The organism is Alteribacter aurantiacus DSM 18675, assembly GCF_000429705.1.
Classification (GTDB): Bacteria; Bacillota; Bacilli; order Bacillales; family Salisediminibacteriaceae; genus Alteribacter; species Alteribacter aurantiacus.
The window spans coordinates 1,584,845-1,604,158 of record NZ_KE386941.1 but is presented as its reverse complement, the minus strand read 5'-3'; the positions used below and the strand labels follow the sequence as shown (position 1 = coordinate 1,604,158).

Sequence of the window (19,314 nt, the reverse complement as noted above, 5' to 3'; positions counted from 1 at the left end):
GGAATGGGAAAACGGATTTTATTTTTTATTTTAACGAACATTCTCGTAATGACGACAATCGTCATTGTATGGTCTGTCATTACGCATTTCACAGATATTAGCGGGTCCTTTGAAACAGGAGGATCGGGTCTTGGGATTGATTATGTGTCACTCGGCGTATTTAGTTTACTCGTCGGTTTCATGGGATCGTTTATTTCCCTAGCCATGTCACGTTTTGTAGCTAAAAAAATGATGAACGTAAAAGTTCTCGATCCTGATGGACCGCTCTCTTCACAAGAGCGTGCCGTTGTGGAAAAAGTACATCGTCTTTCTCGTGCAGCTGGTCTTATGCACATGCCGGAAGTGGGGATCTACCAGTCTCCTGAGGTAAATGCCTTTGCCACAGGTCCTTCGAAAAAGCGTTCTCTCGTAGCTGTATCTTCTGGTCTTCTTCAAACGATGGACGACGACGCTGTTGAGGGAGTTATCGCTCACGAGGTGGCTCACGTAGCAAACGGTGATATGGTTACGATGACGTTACTTCAAGGTGTGGTCAACACGTTCGTTGTGTTCTTCTCTCGAATTGCAGCGATTCTTGTATCCCGTCTCGTGCGTTCTGAAATGCAGACCGTTGTACGTTTTGCATCAATCATTATCTTCCAGATTCTATTCTCGATTCTCGGAAGTTTGGTTGTTATGGCTTTCTCACGCTACCGCGAGTTTCATGCAGACCAAGGCGGAGCGGACTTGGCTGGCCGTGATAAGATGGCCCACGCGCTTCGCTCACTTAAGTCATACGTTGATCGTGCAAACGTAAACGACCGCACAGATGATAGTGCAATCCAAACGATGAAAATTAACGGTAAAGGCGGAGTAGCAAAACTATTCTCCTCCCACCCGGATCTTGACGAGCGTATCGCTCGACTCGAAGAAAGATAATTCAAAGAGGGTGTCACCTATACAGGTGGCATCCTCTTTTTGTCGTTTGTGGTGCCTGACACCTCGTGAAATGGTAAACACAGTGCCTGACCCCTGATCATTACTTCACACAGGGTCAGGCACATTCACTTACTAAAAGTAAGTGAATTGTGCTACAATAAAAACATTAAAAGGAGGCGTTTTTTATGGGCAAAATAAAATACGTGCCAAAGTTATCTGAAAGGATAAGTCATCTAGAGTTGTACGTTAAAGATTTGGAGAAATCACGCAACTATTATGAAAAGGTAATTGGACTGACCGTTCTTACGGAACATGAAAATTCACTTGTGTTAAGTGCGGATCATACCAGTCCCCTCATTAAATTGCATGCAAATGATAGAGTTGTGGATCGCCTATCTCGTACAACAGGGCTTTTCCATTTGGCCATTCTACTACCTTCTAGAGCGGAGCTTGGCCATACGTTAAAACATTTACTCGCCTCCGGATATCCTTTGCAAGGAGCATCCGATCATCAATTCAGCGAAGCTGTTTACTTGTCAGATCCAGACGGAAACGGGATTGAGCTATATGCCGATACAGATCCTGAGGTATGGAAACAAGAAGAAAACGGGTGGTATGTAGGCGGCACGTATCCAATGAACGTTGAAGAGATTTTGAATGAAGCTCCACCTAAAGATTGGAACGCTTTGTCACCGAACGCAAAGCTTGGACATATGCACCTTCAAGTAGCAGATTTACAAGAAGCTGAAACCTTTTATGTGGATACACTAGGGTTAGATATCGTGGCTAAAGATGATCGGATGTTGTTTGTTTCAAAAGACGGCTATCATCACCACATCGGTTTGAACACATGGGCAGGTACAAATTTGCCTCGTCCACCAAAAGAGGCGACAGGACTGCGAACCTTCACCATCATTCTTACAAATGAGGAGTTTACATCCGTAAAAGAACATCTCAATCTACGTTCCTATCCATACAACCAAAGAACAAGTGATGAAATTGAACTAGAAGATCCGTCAGGAAACGGAATTCTACTTAAAGAATATTGACAAAGGTTACGAGGCTACCACCTCGTAACCTTTTCTTTTGTCTGTAACCAACCAATTCGCTCATCACTTCACACAGTGACAGACCCTACGCTCATCATTTTACAAATCAATCCTTCTAAAAATCAGTCTTGAGACTGAGAGGATAACGGTCTGCCGCCTGTTTGGGAGGAACGCTGTACGCCTTATGATAGAAGCAGATAACAAAAACGACCAGTGAGGAGGCGGCATAACGTGGATCAACAACCGTTGTTTGAAGTGAGAAACGTATCAAAGACGTACAAAAAAGGGAAGGTGAAAGCAAATGAAGGCATTTCTTTTACAATTAATGAGGGTGAAATCCTTGGACTTCTCGGACCGAATGGAGCCGGCAAATCGACGCTTATTAAGCAAATCGTTGCTCATGTAAAACCGACTGAAGGTGAAGTCATTTACAAAGGAAGAAATGTAGTAGAGCAAAACAAACGAGTGGCTCGTGAGGTGGCGTACTACTCACAAGAGCCCCACGCCTTAACCAGCCTGAAGGTGAGAGAAGCGATTTACTACTCCGGGCGTCTAAGAGGCATGAAAAGAAAGCCGGCATTGGAAGAAACAGCAAAGCTTCTTGAAGAACTGGAACTTACAGAGGTAGCAAACAAACTACTTAAAAACATCTCCGGTGGTCAAAAACGTCTCACAGGAATTGGAACGACGTTAATCGGAGGAGCAGGTGTCTACATTTTTGACGAACCGACGAACGAACTGGATCCCAAAAAGCGCAGGCTAGTGTGGGACCTCATTCAACAAAGAAACCGTAAAGGAGCAACGGTCATTTTGGTGACTCACAACATTCTTGAAGCAGAACAAGTGGTAGACCGAGTCGCCGTCATTAATCACGGACGCCTTCTAGCGATTAATCACGTAACGGAACTTAAAGGTGAGGTTGACCAAAGGCTTAAATGCGAAATCACGACTAACGGGGCTGCGAGTGTAGCTCTCACTGATGAACTTGCGGGGTGGGGGACACTCACACCTTTATCCGACAACCGAAGTCGCCTCCTTATTTCGAAAGAAGGTGCACCCACTTTGCTAAATATTCTTAACAAGTATGAGGAAGTAAAAAGCTATTCAATTGTGCCGCCAAGCTTGGAAGATGTCTATTTTCATATTGATAACGAAGAAAAAAGCCTACAAACACAAAAGGGTGAGGTGAACGAGTATGCAGCAACCGGTGGTTAATACGAGCTATGAAACGTCATCTGTGAAGCAATTTATTGCAGAGGTATGGATTTTGTTTCGTATTCAGTTTTCAATAATTAGGGAACAATGGCCACTCATTTTCATTCTCGCATCCATATTCCCTTTTGCGACGCTCATGTTTTTGCATTTCTTTACGATCAATCCCACAGAAGCCATGATTATCAGGATCATTACTGGGAACATGTTGTTTGCTCTTATTATTATGGGGATGAATGTAATGGCCCAAGAGATATCGTTTCAAAAGCACCAGGGGCACTTCACTTTTTATGCGTCTTTGCCAATCGAAAAAGTGAATTTCATTTTCGCGAACCTACTGAGAGGCATGATTGTAAGCTTTCCTTCTTTTTTCATTATGGCGTTTGTAGGTCAGTGGGTGTATGGTATTACCTTTAGTTTCAGCTTTTGGCTCATCCCGTTTGTCACCCTTACGATCTTAAGCGTCGTCGGGTTAGGTGTTTTCCTCGGCTTTTGGTCACCGAACATGCAGCTGACGAACCTTCTCGTTCAAGGCTTAATGATGATCATTAGCTTCATGACACCGGTGTTAGTGGAGATGTCGCAGCTTCCCATCGTGTTGCAATGGTTCTCTTACTTGGTGCCAACAACGTATGCAGCAGCCGGTTTGCGAGATTTACTAGCCGTTGGATTTACCTACTCTGTAGGGCAAAACATGCTAATGCTTCTTTTATACACCCTTGTCTCGTACACGTTAATTTTGAAAAAAATCCATTGGCGCAAAGAGGGATGACACGATAGAATGAAAAAGACTGGTATTTTTAACCTCAAAATTAGGTGGGGTTGGAAAAGGAGACTAAACCGAGATGAATAAAACAATTGGAATGATCATTTTAGCCATTGGTATTTTATATTTATTAAACAACACTGGGGTTATTGAAGCGAGCTTCGGTCAAATGGTCTCCACCTATTGGCCCCTTATCTTTGTAGTAGTGGGCTTGAAGATTCTATTCGACGGAATCTTCCGTGCTTATCAAGGATTGAAGCGGGATAAATGGGATTTTGGCACAGTCTTCTTTGGACTGATCGTCATTGCGATTGGCGTGATTCTTACAGGAAATCGAGCAGGGTTGTTTTATTATACGTTAGCAGATCTTTGGAGCTGGACTTGGCCGTTAATTATCATCTTTGTAGGGTTTCAACTTTTACGTAGTAACACCTCGTCAGTAAAAGTGGACTTTAGTAAAGACGATGACGACTGGAACGAAGAACACTCTAAGAAACAATCAAAGAAGAAACCCTATAACTCTGAAGACTTCGGTGAATACATCCAACAAACCGTAGAGAAAACCGTCGAAGAGGCCACGAGCTCTTTGTACAACTGGGATGACGAAAAGGTCAAAAAAGAACAAAGAAAGCGGTCGAAAACCAACCAACATAAACATGGTGGAGATTACTCCAACGTGAGGCTCTTCGTTGGTGAGGTCGTGATTGGGAAGAATCCATGGACATTGGAAAACTCCGATATTCGAGCGACCATCGGAAGTGTAGAAGTGGATCTTACAACTGCTGTGTTAAAAGAAGGAGACAATTATCTCGACATTAGCATGTGGATCGGATCGGTTGAGATTACTGTACCAAAAGACATGGCAATCCAAGCCCACGTAGGGGTAAGTTTAGGTGATGCGACCTTGTTTGACGACAATGTCGCAGGTACGGGTCGAAACGCTACCTATACGAGCGAGAACTTTTATGAAGCCGAGCACCGTGTCATTTTAAATGTACGAAACAGCATCGGAAGTGTGGAGGTTATGGCCGTTGACTAAACAACAAGCCACACAAAAAGAAAAAAAACTTCATGGTGTCATATGGGATGGCCTCAGGCTCCAAGCAAAGATCGCAGGTGTTTCTTTTCTTGGAGGATGGGTTATCGCATGGATTTACGGACAATTGTATAGAGGTCCTACAGATGGACCAACGCTTCCGGCCCGGCTATATCAGGTTGCATCAGATGTGGAAGTGGTTCTCCTTGTGTTGGTCATCGGATCGCTTCTTTTTCTGCTTATAAGTTTTGCTTTCTCCTTTTCATATACGAGTGATCTTAAAAAAGGAATTACCCATCTTATTTATCAGCTTAAGCAAGTGCAACGGGGAGCGTTGGATAATCGGATCCAATCGAACCGAGAGGATGAATTGAAGCGTTTGGCCGGTGAACTAAATGACATGACTGCCGGGTATGAAAAACAAATTCGGTCCATGCACAGAGTGTTGAATGAAAATGCGGCTCTTATTGATGAAAAGGAGCGAGCGGCAGGGTTGGAAGAGCGTCGTAAGCTCGCTCGAGATTTACATGACGCGGTAAGTCAGCAGCTTTTTGCGGTATCCATGAGTCTTGGGGCGATACCACGATTGTTAGATACGAATCCACAGCAGGCAAAAGAGCTCGTAAGTCAAGTAGAGGGGATGATTCACGCTTCTCAACAGGAGCTACGCGCTTTGATTATGCATCTTCGCCCCATCACCCTCGAAGGGAAAGGCCTAAAAGAAGCACTAGACGCTTTATTTACTGAACTTTCCGGCAAAAATAACGGAATACGCTTTGAGTGGAAAACAGAAGAGCTTCTTTCTCTTGACCCAGGAATAGAAGACCAACTGTTTCGAGTGATTCAAGAAGCGTTATCCAATATCTTGCGTCACAGTAAAGCCCAACATGTCAGATTTTCAGCTGACCAATCGGATCAAGTGTTGATTATGACCATTAGTGACGATGGGATAGGGTTTGATATGAGTGAGAAAGAGGACAAGAACATGTCATACGGCCTCGCAACCATGAAAGAGCGAATTGAAGAGTTAGGTGGACACTTTTCGTTACTTTCCTATCCATCTAAAGGGACCACAATTAAACTCCGTGTCCCTTTACGTGTACAAAAAGGAGGAGAACAAGGTGAATAAGATCCGCGTGTTAATTGTTGATGATCATGAAATGGTACGAATGGGTCTTCGTACATATTTGCAAACGGAACCAGATATTGACGTAGTCGGAGAAGGGAAAAGTGGACGAGAAGCCGTTGAAAAGGCGAATGAACTTAAGCCTGATGTGATTTTAATGGATTTGTTGATGGACGACATGAACGGTGTGGAAGCAACGAAAGCGTTAGAAGCGCACTCGGCTAAAATAATTGTTTTAACGAGTTACATGGATGATGAAATGCTTTTTCCGGTAATGGAAGCGGGGGCGTTTAGTTACATACTGAAAACGTCAAGCGCTGTGGAAATCGCCAACTGTATTCGCAAAGCATACAAAGGCGAAGCCACGTTTGAAGGGCAAGTCACGCAAAAGATGTTTAATCAAATGCGTCATAAACCGAAGCACGACGAATTAACCCGCAGAGAAAAAGAAGTGCTCGCTCTTATTGGTCAAGGTCTTTCCAATAAAGAAATCGGTGAACGTCTTCATATTGGAATTAAGACAGTAAAAACACATGTGAGTCATATCCTCACGAAGTTGGAATTAGATGACCGAACGCAGGCGGCTATTTATGCGAATAAGCATTCACTGGTGTAACAAGAGGGGCTCCGAAATGTGGGAGCGCCTTCTTTTGTGATGGATACGATCCTGAAGGGCTCAACTTTCATCTAAGTGAAGCGCGCCTATGTACGTTAGGCTATGTCATACTTTGAGTAGTACTCGAGAACGATTCCGAACCATTTCCCTTCTTTTTTGGTCGAATCATGAAGTATGATAGGAGAAAGTCATGAGGACAGGTCGGTGTATATATGGACATTCAATTAACGTCATTTGGAACGATACTTGCACTCATTGTTACAATCGGTCTCATTTTAATTCGGGTAGCACCTGCTTATGCTATGATGGCTGGTGCATTCATAGGAGGCTTGGTAGGCGGGGCTGCACTGACTGAAACGGCGGAAATTATGATTTCAGGTGCCGAGGGGATGACCGGGGTCGTCCTAAGAGTCTTGGCAGCAGGTGTCCTTGCCGGTGTGTTAATTGAATCGGGTGCTGCAAAAAAGATTGCTGAATCAATTCTAAATGGCCTTGGGGAAACAAAAGCGATCGTGGCCGTTTCTTTTGCAACCATGGTCCTTACAGGAGTGGGGGTGTTTATTGGTGTTGCTATTCTCACCATTGCCCCTATCGCCCTCTCGATTGCCAAAAGGACAGGGATGTCAAAAATCGCGATCTTGTTGGCCATTTCTGGTGGAGGAAAAGCAGGAAATATCATCTCTCCAAACCCCAACTCCATCGCAGTGGCAGACTCTTTCCATGTACCCCTTACTTCTGTTATGTTTGCAGGCATCATCCCAGCCATAGCCGGAATTGGTATAACGTATGTGATCGCCAAAAAAATGAAAACAGTAGGAGCAAAGGTAAGTGATCATGAATTGCCAACACCAATTGAAGGGGACTCACCCACATTGGCTCAATCCCTTAGCGGTCCTGTTGTGGCTATCTTTTTGCTTCTTTTACAGCCACTAGCAGGCATTACAATTGATCCTATATTTGCTCTGCCAATTGGGGGCATTATAGGTGCTCTTGCCATGGGGAAGGGAAGTCACATCAATTTTTTTGTGAAATCTGGATTGGAGAAAATGGCGCCTGTGGCGATTTTGCTAATTGGAACTGGAACACTTGCCGGAGTCATTGCCAATTCTGTTGTAATTGTACATATATTAAATGCCATTGATGCCTTGAACATGCCCTCCTATTTCCTAGCCCCTATATCAGGAATTACGATGAGTGGCGCGACTGGTTCAACAGCGGCCGGCACAGCGGTTGCAGGGCAAGTGTTTGCTCCAACAATGCTAGAGGCCGGTATTCCCGCGTTGGCAGCAGCGGCAATGGTAAACTCGGGAGCAACGGTGCTCGACCATTTACCTCACGGAACCTATTTCCACGTAACGAGAGCAAGTGTCAATATGTCCATGAGAGAACGATTTAAAATCCTTCCTCACGAGACTGCAATCGGGATGATTATAGCACTTGTTTCCACTTTGATATTCGGAGTATTTGGCTTTTTATTGTTCTAAAATCCATATGAAAAAACAAATCCCCCTGTTTGTGTGCATACACTTTACGCAGGGGGTGTTTTTGTGGGATTAAAGTGCGATATTACAACATATTCGTCCTTTCATAAAAAAGCAAAGAATGTCTATAGAGAGGAAGCCTTTAAGCTGCAAGCTGACATGATCTCTGAGCCATTGCTTCGTCATTTTAAAGACGTGCCACTTTTAGAGTGGCACCACTATCTACTTGCACAAGGGTTGCGAAAACCATCGGGAAACTGGGAGAAATTCGGAGTGGTTCTCCATAAAAGAGGGTACATCAAAGAATTGCAAAAATACTATCTCCAATTAAAAAAACGTTGGGCCGGACCCGACTTGCCGGTTTTTCTTTTGCCAATCGACCTTACAAACGAAGAATTGATGGAACGGTTGGCCGGAAAAAACGGTGTGACCTTTACAAAGTTGATTGTCCTCTTTATAAGTGAAGATTTGTCACTAGAATCAATGAAAGCTCTTTTGACACACGAGTACAACCATGCGTGCCGCCTTTTTCATCAGAAAAATAACGAAGAGACAGTCACGCTATTAGAGTCGATGGTCATGGAGGGTCTTGCCGAAGCATCAGTGAACAAGCATCTTGGGAAAAAGGAGTTGGCTCCGTGGACAAAAACCTTATCTAAGGATGTTTGTGCCGATTGGTGGAAAGAGGTATTGTCATATAAAAAAGACGTGAAAGGGCGGAAGTTCCACGAGCATTGGATGTTTGGCGGGAGAGACATGCCGAAAATGATTGGCTATGTGACCGGATTTTTTATCGTCGATGATTATCTTAATAGAAATCCGCCTGAAAGCGAAAGGGAATGGCTAAAAAAAGAGGCAAGCGACTGGTTAAAGGGCTCAGGCTGGGGTGAATGATACTGAAAGGAAGAGGGGGAGATTATTTTGGCTTTTGGGCTCATATCATTCCTTCTGTTCGTGACCTGAAGGAAAGACGAACGTGAACTTTTACTTATATGTAGGTATCTGTTTGGCCGCAGCCACATTCTTGTATTTTATAACATTGACCATACTCACTGATGGACACATTTTTATGAATTAAAAAGAAGCGAAACTCATGATGAGTCGCTTCTTTTTTTGTGAAAGGCTTTTAAATTTGTCAACCGGGCTTCAATCGTATCGATTTCATCTTTAAACAGGTGCAAGTTCAACCTTTTTACTACAGCAAAGAATTCTTCTGCTCCTGTTAAAATAGCTTGAACTCCTTGATCAAAAGGAAACGCCCATTCTTTTATCACGACTTGGTTGTGATGAACCGATATAACCAACTTTTGATTGACCTCTTTCAGACAAAAGTCGATCGGCTGGTAAACAAAAGGGGTCTGTACATCTTCATCTAGATGTTCAAGACCATGAAGAAGCCCTAGCCATATATGGTCTATGCTATCTTCATACGGACTTCCAAATGCGGTTTGACCTGAATCTTGAATCTCCACAAATCCCGGAAATACCGGTTCAGTTACGTTGATGTGCTCAGCTAATGATGGAATATCCGCACATGAAATCATGAATTTTTTCTTTTTATGCATAAAAGTGAAGTAGCTTTTCACTTCAATCACGGCTATCACCTCTTACGATTGATGTTCTCCAAGCCCCCACCCAGATGGGTACATTGTGATGATTTTGCCTCCTTTAATAACGAGGCGAACAGAGCCTTGATTTACATTACCATATACGACAGTACCGTTACTTGTAAATCCGTAGTTCGCAATTTGAGTGCGATTTTGTGCAACGATATCAGCGATGATGGTTTCGTAATTGCCTAATGATCGGCCAGGGTTAAAGAACGATTGTACCGGAGTTGGGTTACCGATAAAGTGTTCGGGAGCGTGTCGAGCCAACACATGAGTCATTCCATATGTAGAACAACTGCCAAAATCGAGATCGACACTTCGGTGGTCTATGGGATAGCTTGCAATTGTTTGAGAGGAAGAGGTATTAGGAAGGCGGAAAAATCCTTGGGTTGCATTGTTTACTTGACCGCATGAGCGATTGGTAAAGGATTGGCCTGTTTGGTTATACTCGATGGAATTTGAATAAATTTTCCAATCAAAGGTATTCGCTTCAATGTCCGATACAGGCAGGGCGACAAAGATCATCATAAAGGCAAAAAAGGTAATCAACAAGCGTTTTGTGAATGGATACATGTTTTTCTCTCCTTTTAAATAAATGTCAATTTGAACTCTTTAAATATAGCAAACTTTGAAAATAATGAAAGTTAAGAAAAAACAAAGGATATGAACATAGTAGAGAAAGAGGTAAGAAGTCACATCATAAAAATAATAAAAAAGATACACGATGTGGGGAATGTTGGGATACTCTATGTTTAAAGACCCGAATAGCATTTGTAGAAGTGATAAAGGTTTTGATGAAGGACCGTTGATATACTTGCATCCAAGGAAGAATGAGATTTATTTTTCTAGTCAAATGGGCCCTTTTTCAAATTATGTATAAAAAGATCAAGCTAAAAGGACACAGGTAGTATTGTCTATGACTTAGCTTTTCTACAAGGGAATTTATTCGAAGTGATTGATAACCGGTGAATAAAAATCACTAGGATGGCTAAAAGGCGGGATATTCGAATGGCCGACAGACTTAAAAAGCAGATTATTTCCGTTCACATTCTTCTCGTGCTAATGTGAGAGAGTGAGTGAACCGCTCAACACATGATGGTAAAGGAGAGGTGTCTAATGGAAAACGTAAAAGACAAGGTTGTCGTTATTACTGGAGCAAGTAGCGGAATAGGTGAGGCCATCGCTTTAAAATCAGCAGAAGCGGGGGCGAAAGTGGTACTCGCTGCTCGTAGGACGGACAAGCTAGAACAATTGTCATCTCGAATCAAGTCAGAAACCGGACAAGAGTCTCTCGTTGTAAAAACGGATGTGACGAACAAAGGGGACGTTGAGCAACTCGTTGAGAAAGCAAAAGCGGAATTCGGAGCTGTTGATGTTTTAATTAATAATGCCGGTGTTATGCAATTGTCATTTATGAAAAATGATAAAGTAGACGAATGGGAAAGAATGGTCGATGTTAATATAAAAGGGGTATTGTTTGGTATTCATGCTGCTCTTCCTTCCATGCTTGAGCAAGGTGGCGGACAGGTCATAAACGTCTCGAGCGTGGCCGGTCACGAAGTGTTCCCATCCAGTGCTGTTTACAGTGCAACAAAATACGCCGTACGAGCCCTGTCAATGGGAATGGAAAAAGAGCTCTCAAAAGCCGGTGTGAGAGTGACGAATATTTCTCCTGGAGCAGTGGAATCGGAGCTCACAGAGCACATTACGGATGAAGATGTACTTGGTATGTTTAAAGATCGAGAAATGAAGAAGCTAAAGGCAGAAGACATTGCCAATGCGGTCGTTTACGCGATTGGTCAACCATCAACTGTGAATGTGAACGAAGTCGTTGTGAGGCCGATGCAATCATAATGAATAAAAAAACGAGCAGGGAAGGCATTCTCTGCTCGTTTTTTAGTTGTTCGTATTAAGCCGTAAGAAAGCATGTACAAGCCGTAAATAAAAGAAGTTGTATGGAAAAGAATGAAACGGTAGCTGTGAATACCTGACATTTATCCGTTAAAGCCGTCATCCAAGCCGTTAAATTTTAATCATCTTCCACAAATTAAACCTACCCCTCCATCAACACAAAATATTTAACTTTGTCGTTCAAGTTACATAATCCTTGTAGTCGAAACTCATCTGTATAATCAATCAATGAAAGTCGGCGTGCGTAATCGGATATAGCATCCTCCAATGATGCTTCAATTCTTTGCACGGAGTTAAAAACAGTGACAGGATCTAAATTGAAGGCCTCAGCGGCTTGGTATATAGGAGATTGTTGTTGAAGGAGCTGAACATAATGATTTTCATTTATGGCTTCGTCAGCGAGTGATAACTCTGCATTTTCCACAAATCGAAACAAGCTCCGGTCTGGCTCAGGTAATTGAGAGATACACCTGGCTCGAGCGTATTCATATCGTCGTTCGCTCATTGTATAACATCCCCTTATCAAAATTTCTGGTTTAAATCGTAATAGTTACGTTTTATAATAGTATTTAATCACATTCCATTCAAACTTGTAAAGGGGATATTTATGATCTTATCTGACCAAGGGATAAAACAGTATATGCAAGAAAAAGGGTTAATCATAACCCCATTAATGGAGGGTCAAATTCAGCCTGCATCCGTTGACTTAACGTTAGGTACAAACTTTAGGAAAATACATGAACATGGAGGGCCTATTACTCTTGAGGAGTCAGCACATGAGGTCTCATTCGAGAGTAAGCGGGTGACGATTCCTCCACAAACCTTTCTATTAGCCACAACAGAACAACGAGTCTCACTACCAAACGATCTATCCGCTTTTGTAGAAGGGAGGAGCAGTATTGGAAGAATGGGGTTATTTATTCAAAATGCTGGATGGGTGGATCCAGGCTTTAAAGGTGAAATAACGTTGGAACTGTTTAATGCAAATCATGTTCCAATTGAAATTGTATCAGGAAGGCGCATATGCCAGCTCGTGTTTGCGAAGATGGATCGGCCTTGTATAAAACCGTATCAAGGTAAGTACCAGCACCAAACAGGTGCAGTTGGAAGCTTGATTTATAAAGATCATGAAATAAAGTAAAATAAGAACACCCCTTTGACAAAACGTAATGATTACGATATATTTAGGCTGTAAATCGTAATGATTACGAAGTGACACAAGTGTCCATAAAAAAGCAGGTGAAAGAAAATTGGCTAAAAGGATTCCGGTTTCAATTTTGACAGGTTTTCTCGGCTCAGGAAAAACTACATTGGTAAATGAGATTTTGTCGACGAAACAAGAAGAACGCATTGCAGTGATTGTAAATGAATTTGGGAAGGTCGGTATTGATCAACAGCTGGTAATCGGGACTGAGGAAGATATTTTTGAGCTCAATAACGGGTGCTTGTGTTGTAAAGTACGAACAGACCTAATCAATACTCTATATGCTCTTATTCAAGCGGTGGAAGAGAAGGGGCATACTCCTTTTGACCGTGTGCTCATTGAAACGTCAGGGTTAGCGGAGCCCGCTCCAATTGCCCAATCTTTTTTTGTGGATCCTGAATTGTCAGAGGTCTATCACTTGGACACGATTGTAACCGTCATTGACAGTTATCACTTTCTTAAACATGTTCAAAGTCATGAAGAAGTAAGGAAGCAAGTAGCTTTTGCCGATCAATTTATCCTTAACAAAACCGATCTTGTTTCAAAAGTTACGATGGATCAAGTTAAGAAGAAGCTAAATGCGATGAATCCCGAAGCTCAGATTCAAACCACTCTTTACAGTAAAGCAGACTTGAGGCCACTGTTTAATCATTTTTCTTTCGATATGGGTGAAAAACGATTAAGTAAAAAGATGAACGTAGATGTAGCACACAGTCACGATGAGGACATTTCTTCCATTCTTTTAAAAAGTGAAAATGACATGGACTTGCAGGCCTTCGAGCAGTGGTTTAATCGTATCGTGGATGAAAAAGGTGAGCAAATGTACCGGTATAAAGGAATTCTCTCAATCGAAGGATTTCCAAAGCGTGTCGTGTTTCAAGGTGTTCACATGCTTTTTGGCGGTGTAGTGGGTTCACCTTGGAAAACGGGAGAAAGTCGTATTAGCGAATTTGTGATTATCGGTAAAGATCTTGACTATGATTGGTTTCAATCCCAGTTCATTTTTTGTGAATCAAAAAAAATAAACATTCAATAGGAGGAAGATGACATGGCTAAAAAAGCAATGGTTGAGCGTCAAAAGAAACGTGAAAAATTAGTTGAAAAGTATGCAGAAAAAAGAAGAGAGTTAAAGGAAAAAGGTGATTATGCTGCTTTAGCAAAGTTACCCCGCAACTCTTCTGCTACTCGGCTGAATAATCGTTGTCGAGTAAACGGAAGACCAAGAGGATATCTGCGAAAATTCGAAATGTCTCGTATTGCATTTAGGGAACTGGCCCATAAAGGCCAAATACCAGGTGTGAAAAAATCAAGTTGGTAAGTACGGTTCCCCCCTCTATATCGATTTTTTGGCTGAGTGTTTTTAACACTCAGCTCTCTTTTTCATAAAGGGAGGTTAATAACGATGCTAGATGACTTGTATCGAAAGCTTATTATGGATCACGCCAAATCAAAACGAAATTTCAGAAAAGGTCAAGGAAGTCATGTGCATTATAAAAATCCTACATGTGGTGATGTGATGACATTATATTGGATACTAAATGAGTTTGATGAAGTGGAGGATGTGAGTTTTATTGGAGAAGGTTGTAGCATCAGTATGGCTTCGTGTTCAATGATGACTGAAATGATCAAAGGAAAACGTGTTGAGGAAATTCAAAGTATGAGAAAGGGGATGGAACAGCTGATCCGTAAAGGTGAGCAACCAAATGTGGATTTAGGGGATGCTCTCTCCCTTGAAGGGGTCCACAAACTGAAAGCTCGTCACAACTGTGCCCTTATGCCGTGGCAAGCATTAGACCGGGCTTTTTTAATGGATGAAGAGCGAAGACATAGAACCGAAAATAGGGTGAATGGGGAGTGATGAGAACAATGAAAAAGATTCCTGTAACCGTTCTTAGTGGATATCTTGGTGCGGGAAAAACGACCATGTTAAATCATATTTTGAATAATCGGGAACACCTACGAGTAGCGGTAATTGTAAACGATATGAGTGAGATTAATGTGGACGCAGACTTAATTGAAAATGGTGGATTTAAACGTACCGAAGAAAAGCTCGTAGAAATGTCGAATGGTTGTATTTGCTGCACCCTTCGTGAAGATTTGCTCGTTGAAGTTGAATCACTAGTGAAACAAGGAGATATTGATCATATTGTAATCGAATCAACTGGAATTAGTGAACCGATACCGGTGGCTCAGACATTTTCATATATAGACGAAGAAACAGGTATTGATCTGACTCGTTTTTGTTATCTGAATAATATGGTTACCGTCGTTGATACGTACCGGTTTTGGGATGACTTTAGGTCAGGAGAAACGTTACTCGATCGAGCGGAAGCCCTTGGTGAAGATGACCGTCGTGAAGTGGTAGATTTATTAATTGACCAAATTGAGTTTTGTAATCTATTAATTATGAATAAAGTAGATATGGTAAACGAAGGGCAAGTAAATGAATTGGAAAAGGTCCTTCGTACACTTCAACCTGATGCAGAATTGATAAAAACAAATTACGGAGAAGTTGATGTTAGTGAATTGTTAAATGCTACTCGGTTTGATTTTGAAAAAGCAAGCCAATCCGCCGGATGGATTCGAGAGATTGAAGCACCTGAACACACCCCAGAAACCGAGGAATACGGCATTTCTAGCTTTGTTTACCGTAGAAGGCTACCATTTCACTCTTTAAGGTTAGCCACATGGCTTAACAAAAAGCACCCTCAAGTTGTTAGGGCTAAGGGAGTCATTTGGTGTGCTACTCATAACCAGTATGCATTAATGTTATCCCAAGCCGGACCTTCCATTTCCATAAATCCCGTTGCTTATTGGGTAGCTACATTAAAACAATCAGAACAACAGGAGTATTTGAAAGGTAATGAAATATTACGTCAAGAATGGGATCCCGAATTTGGGGACAGAAAGATTGAATTAGTCGTTATTGGTATCGACCTTGAACGGAAGAAGATTGCAGCCGAGCTGGACAAATGTCTTTTAACCCCGGATGAATTCGTATCCGATTGGAGTGAATTGCCGAACCCGTTTGAAGAAGAGAAAGTAGAGAGGTAACAGATTTAAAAAATATATGAAGCAACTGAGACGAGGAAACCGCAGTTTTCAGATTCTTTAACGTAAGTCTAAAAAGTATAATAAGGCCATTTTTCCCCGTTTTGTTAAAGAGATAAGGGGTAATGGAAACATGAATACATGAATACATGAATACGACTAATCTTAGGAGGATGATGATGTCAGACGACGTGTTGTACAAAAAATCATCGATCGGTAGATTGGAAGAGTTGAAAAACCTTGCCCCTGAGTCATATGAAGCGTATTTAAATGTGAATAACAAAGCATTAGCTTCAGAGACGTTGACAGCGAAGCAAAAAGAGTTGATTGCGGTTGCGGTTGCCCATACGACAGGCTGTGCTTATTGTATTGAACTCCACATTGCGAATGTGAAAGAGCAAGAAGCATCAAAAGAAGAAGTGACAGAAGCGATCATGGTAGCAACCACGCTAAAAGCAGGTGCTGCACTGGCACACAGTGTAAACAGTTTGAATGCTTATGACGAAAAAGGACAAGACGAACTTTATAAAGGTGCCTATTTCGAACGATTAAGGGAGTTTGCTGATATCAACGGAGAATCGGTTCAGGCGTTTATGGCATTTGATAAGCAAGTGATGGATGAAGGGCGACTTACTGTAAAAGAAAAAGAGCTTGTAGCGGTCGCTGTTGCTCATACCACAGGGTGTGCCTACTGTATCCATGTCCACACTAAAGGGGCGAAAAAAGCAGGCGCTTCTTTTAAGGAAATCTCGGAAGCGATCATGGTAGCCACGACTTTAAACGCAGGATCAGCACTCGCTCACGGTATTAATGCGTTAAATGCATACGATCGATAAGTAAAAAGAACCCTAAGGAGCTCATCCTTTTAGGGTTCTTTTTGTTTCACCACATTTGTATCCTACATATCAACACACAGGTTTTTCCACTCTTACCCTAGTCCGTCTCTTCGATCAGTCTCATAGACTAATCATAGACTAGAAAGGAGGCTATGATTGTGGGTATATGTGTACACGGTCCAGTAATTGTACCTGGTGTAGAGAAAGCTCAAGATATTTTTGGAGCGGTTCGTTATCGTAACTTTAGTGATGGTTCAGGATTAGATATGTTCCTTTCAAACAATATTGCTAACTTGGCATTTCCTCCACCTGCAAGGGCGCAAGCCAATGTTACATGGGTAGAAAACAACCCTTTCCTTTTTTCGTATAATGCTCAAACCGGCATTTTAACGTCTACAGTAAACGGGGTTACAATCAATTTTCAAACACTAGTAAACCAAAGCTTTGATGTGGTTCAGATCTTCATTCGGGATCGATCTCCTGAAGGTAGTGAAGTCTTTGTAACTAATTTAACGTTAAATGGTACTTCACTTCCGGGAATATTTCCGGGAGCAACAAACGAGCTTCAATATGACATTTTATGTGATTTAGCCAATGAGGAGGGTGGCTTTACATTAGAAGGAAATTTGTTCTTAATTGGACCTCAAAACCCTTCACAAGAGGCGAGTCGTTTTGAAATTTTGGTGGCGGACAATTATTTTACACAGTTACAATAATAGAAAGGAGATGTACAATGGGAATAATCCCTTTTCGTACAATTGCTTATATATCCAATGTCGGGGATGATACGATATCGGTTTATGACATAACCACGAATAGTTTGATAACAACAATAACCGGGTTTGATTCAGTTAATGCGATTACCATTACACCTGATGGACAATTTGTGTATGTATCAAACTTTGGAGAAGCAGCAATTTCTAAAATTGATACGACAACAAACCAGGTTGTGGAAACCATATCTGTAGGAAATACGCCTCGAGATATAGCGATAACATCAGATTCGTCTCGATTACTGGTAGCAATTGAGACGGACAATGAGGCCAACATGGTGTCGGTCAATTCAAATGCTCTTATGAATACTTTTCCAACTGGGCAAGAACCGTATGGAGTTGGAATTTCACCTGATGATACGGTTGCCTATGTGACCTCTTTAGTTGATGATACTGTAACCGTAATTGACCTAGTGAATGACACTGTAGTTGGCACGATTAATGTAGGAGCAAACCCTTATCGTGTAATTTTTACTCCTGATGGTTCAAAAGCGTATGTAGGGTTATTTGATGGAGGGGCAGTTGATGTGATTGATACAGCATCATCTACTGTGATTGGAACGATTCCGGTAGGTGATCGACCGTTCGGGCTTTCCATTACTCCAGATGGTATAAGATTATTCGTATCGAATACAAACAGTGGGACAGTCTCAGTTGTAAACACGTTAACGGATACAGTCATAAATACAATTACAGTCGGAAACGTGCCAGGAGGAATTGCCATTACGCCGAACGGTTCGAGAGCTTACGTAACCAATGTGGGAGATGATACGATGAGTGTGATCGATACCGTAAGTCTTGAAGTCATTGAAACCATTTCAATCGGAAATTTACCGTTAGATATTACTATAGGAAACGTAACGAATGTATAAGGAAAAGAGACTTCTAAGATTGTAGAAGTCTCTTTTGTTATTTAAAATTAGGGGGTCTCTTTTTCGTACAAAACAACCCCATGTCCATCAATGATCTGAACCAAATCGCTGTTGATTAACCCTTCATAATGAAGGATGTGGAAATAATATGGAAGAGGGAGAATATCATTTAACTGATGTTGAACGTCTTGAATAATATTTCGATTTACTTCTTCTCCAAACACAGCCAGCTCAACGGCAGTTTCCCTTTTGTATGATCCCTGCGCCCTGTTGCCATATAACGTCACTTTCTCAATTCGACCATCCCTCTTAAACGTCTTCTCCATATAATTAAAGTCTCGTTCCGTTAATCCGAAGCGAGACTGACTACGGTTCAGCTTATGAAAAAGAAAAGTGAGCTCCGGCAGAAAGTCATGCTGAAAAAATTGGACGACTTCTTTGGCGTGGTTCTTATCAAAAGGGCTACCAATTGATCGCTTGGAAGAAGCCTCCATCCAAACGTGCCCATTATGGATTATGTCGTGTTGAAATGCCTTTTTTATCGTGTGTCGATCGTTCTTTGCCGTATAACCTTGGGATTCCAAGTACTCTTGAATGATCATTACGCATAGAGTAAATGCCGTATCAAAAAGATAAACAATGCCTGCTCGTTCCAAGTCATTATCGATTTCTTTTGATGCGTAATTTTCTAATAACTGATACACTTTTTGAAATTCCTCTAGTTTTTCCTTCCATGGTAACTCTCTATGACGATTGCCGCTCATAAAAATCCCTCCTAACTCATCAGTCCCTTACGTACTGGAAAAAACGTTGTTATGATACACTATGAGAGTAGGTGTCATGTCATGTCTTA

The 19,314-nt window shown here is 41.8% G+C and carries 22 protein-coding genes; 18 read left to right on the top strand and 4 right to left on the bottom strand.

What is annotated here, in order from left to right; genetic code table 11:
• Nucleotides 1-3: 3 nt before the first annotated feature.
• From htpX to G476_RS21805, 9 genes are all read left to right on the top strand, one after another.
• A complete protein-coding gene (htpX, locus tag G476_RS0111435) occupies nucleotides 4-918 on the top strand; it encodes a protease HtpX (RefSeq protein ID WP_026690230.1) in 915 nt (304 codons plus the stop codon).
• A gap of 185 nt (nucleotides 919-1,103) precedes the next feature.
• Entirely contained in the window at nucleotides 1,104-1,967 is an 864-nt protein-coding gene (locus G476_RS0111430) for a VOC family protein (RefSeq protein WP_026690229.1), read from the top strand.
• 231 nt (nucleotides 1,968-2,198) lie between these two features.
• Entirely contained in the window at nucleotides 2,199-3,182 is a 984-nt protein-coding gene (locus G476_RS0111425; protein WP_035186415.1) for an ABC transporter ATP-binding protein, read from the top strand.
• Entirely contained in the window at nucleotides 3,163-3,951 is a 789-nt protein-coding gene (locus tag G476_RS0111420; protein ID WP_051314759.1) for an ABC transporter permease, read from the top strand. Before G476_RS0111425 ends, G476_RS0111420 begins: the two co-directional genes overlap by 20 nt.
• A gap of 73 nt (nucleotides 3,952-4,024) precedes the next feature.
• Nucleotides 4,025-4,984, top strand: coding sequence for a cell wall-active antibiotics response protein LiaF (liaF, locus tag G476_RS0111415; RefSeq protein ID WP_026690226.1), 960 nt, complete (start codon nucleotides 4,025-4,027; stop codon nucleotides 4,982-4,984).
• Nucleotides 4,977-6,110, top strand: coding sequence for a sensor histidine kinase (locus G476_RS21810; RefSeq protein WP_051314758.1), 1,134 nt, complete (start codon nucleotides 4,977-4,979; stop codon nucleotides 6,108-6,110). Before liaF ends, G476_RS21810 begins: the two co-directional genes overlap by 8 nt.
• Nucleotides 6,103-6,723, top strand: coding sequence for a response regulator (locus G476_RS0111405; RefSeq protein WP_026690225.1), 621 nt, complete (start codon nucleotides 6,103-6,105; stop codon nucleotides 6,721-6,723). Before G476_RS21810 ends, G476_RS0111405 begins: the two co-directional genes overlap by 8 nt.
• A gap of 212 nt (nucleotides 6,724-6,935) precedes the next feature.
• Complete coding sequence (locus G476_RS0111400) at nucleotides 6,936-8,207, top strand: GntP family permease (protein ID WP_026690224.1); 1,272 nt, start codon at nucleotides 6,936-6,938, stop codon at nucleotides 8,205-8,207.
• A 63-nt stretch (nucleotides 8,208-8,270) separates the two neighbouring features.
• Complete coding sequence (locus tag G476_RS21805; RefSeq protein WP_051314757.1) at nucleotides 8,271-9,098, top strand: DUF2268 domain-containing putative Zn-dependent protease; 828 nt, start codon at nucleotides 8,271-8,273, stop codon at nucleotides 9,096-9,098.
• A 197-nt stretch (nucleotides 9,099-9,295) separates the two neighbouring features.
• Here the strand turns inward: G476_RS21805 and G476_RS0111385 are convergent, their stop codons facing one another.
• Both G476_RS0111385 and G476_RS0111380 read right to left on the bottom strand, forming a co-directional pair.
• Nucleotides 9,296-9,799, bottom strand: a complete 504-nt coding sequence (locus G476_RS0111385) for a hypothetical protein (protein ID WP_026690223.1) — start codon at nucleotides 9,797-9,799, stop codon at nucleotides 9,296-9,298.
• A gap of 12 nt (nucleotides 9,800-9,811) precedes the next feature.
• On the bottom strand, nucleotides 9,812-10,387 hold the full coding sequence (locus G476_RS0111380) for a hypothetical protein (protein WP_026690222.1): 576 nt from the start codon (nucleotides 10,385-10,387) through the stop codon (nucleotides 9,812-9,814).
• A 543-nt stretch (nucleotides 10,388-10,930) separates the two neighbouring features.
• Here G476_RS0111380 and G476_RS0111375 point away from each other — a divergent pair.
• Complete coding sequence (locus tag G476_RS0111375; RefSeq protein WP_026690221.1) at nucleotides 10,931-11,668, top strand: SDR family oxidoreductase; 738 nt, start codon at nucleotides 10,931-10,933, stop codon at nucleotides 11,666-11,668.
• 199 nt (nucleotides 11,669-11,867) lie between these two features.
• Here G476_RS0111375 and G476_RS22880 read toward each other — a convergent pair whose 3' ends face one another.
• On the bottom strand, nucleotides 11,868-12,230 hold the full coding sequence (locus tag G476_RS22880; RefSeq protein WP_051314756.1) for a hypothetical protein: 363 nt from the start codon (nucleotides 12,228-12,230) through the stop codon (nucleotides 11,868-11,870).
• 102 nt (nucleotides 12,231-12,332) lie between these two features.
• Between G476_RS22880 and dcd the strand changes: the two genes are divergently transcribed.
• The 8 genes from dcd (at nucleotide 12,333) to G476_RS21795 (ending at nucleotide 18,461) form a co-directional block, all read left to right on the top strand.
• Nucleotides 12,333-12,866, top strand: a complete 534-nt coding sequence (gene dcd, locus G476_RS0111365; protein WP_026690220.1) for a dCTP deaminase — start codon at nucleotides 12,333-12,335, stop codon at nucleotides 12,864-12,866.
• 109 nt (nucleotides 12,867-12,975) lie between these two features.
• On the top strand, nucleotides 12,976-13,965 hold the full coding sequence (locus G476_RS0111360) for a CobW family GTP-binding protein (RefSeq protein WP_026690219.1): 990 nt from the start codon (nucleotides 12,976-12,978) through the stop codon (nucleotides 13,963-13,965).
• Nucleotides 13,966-13,977: 12 nt separating this feature from the next.
• Nucleotides 13,978-14,247 carry a 30S ribosomal protein S14 gene (gene rpsN / locus G476_RS0111355; RefSeq protein WP_026690218.1) on the top strand — a complete coding sequence of 90 codons (270 nt, stop codon included), beginning with the start codon at nucleotides 13,978-13,980 and terminating at the stop codon, nucleotides 14,245-14,247.
• Between the two features lie 84 nt (nucleotides 14,248-14,331).
• Nucleotides 14,332-14,787 carry a Fe-S cluster assembly sulfur transfer protein SufU gene (gene sufU, locus G476_RS0111350; RefSeq protein WP_026690217.1) on the top strand — a complete coding sequence of 152 codons (456 nt, stop codon included), beginning with the start codon at nucleotides 14,332-14,334 and terminating at the stop codon, nucleotides 14,785-14,787.
• 8 nt (nucleotides 14,788-14,795) lie between these two features.
• Nucleotides 14,796-15,983 carry a GTP-binding protein gene (locus tag G476_RS0111345; RefSeq protein WP_026690216.1) on the top strand — a complete coding sequence of 396 codons (1,188 nt, stop codon included), beginning with the start codon at nucleotides 14,796-14,798 and terminating at the stop codon, nucleotides 15,981-15,983.
• Nucleotides 15,984-16,153: 170 nt separating this feature from the next.
• Nucleotides 16,154-16,816 (top strand): carboxymuconolactone decarboxylase family protein, encoded by a 663-nt coding sequence (locus G476_RS0111340; protein WP_342664054.1) that lies wholly within the window; start codon nucleotides 16,154-16,156, stop codon nucleotides 16,814-16,816.
• Nucleotides 16,817-16,974: 158 nt separating this feature from the next.
• Nucleotides 16,975-17,532 (top strand): choice-of-anchor W domain-containing protein, encoded by a 558-nt coding sequence (locus tag G476_RS0111335; protein ID WP_026690214.1) that lies wholly within the window; start codon nucleotides 16,975-16,977, stop codon nucleotides 17,530-17,532.
• 17 nt (nucleotides 17,533-17,549) lie between these two features.
• Nucleotides 17,550-18,461, top strand: coding sequence for a YVTN family beta-propeller repeat protein (locus G476_RS21795; protein WP_035186410.1), 912 nt, complete (start codon nucleotides 17,550-17,552; stop codon nucleotides 18,459-18,461).
• 47 nt (nucleotides 18,462-18,508) lie between these two features.
• Here the strand turns inward: G476_RS21795 and G476_RS22875 are convergent, their stop codons facing one another.
• Entirely contained in the window at nucleotides 18,509-19,225 is a 717-nt protein-coding gene (locus tag G476_RS22875) for a nucleotidyltransferase substrate binding protein (protein WP_051314755.1), read from the bottom strand.
• Nucleotides 19,226-19,314 lie beyond the last annotated feature (89 nt).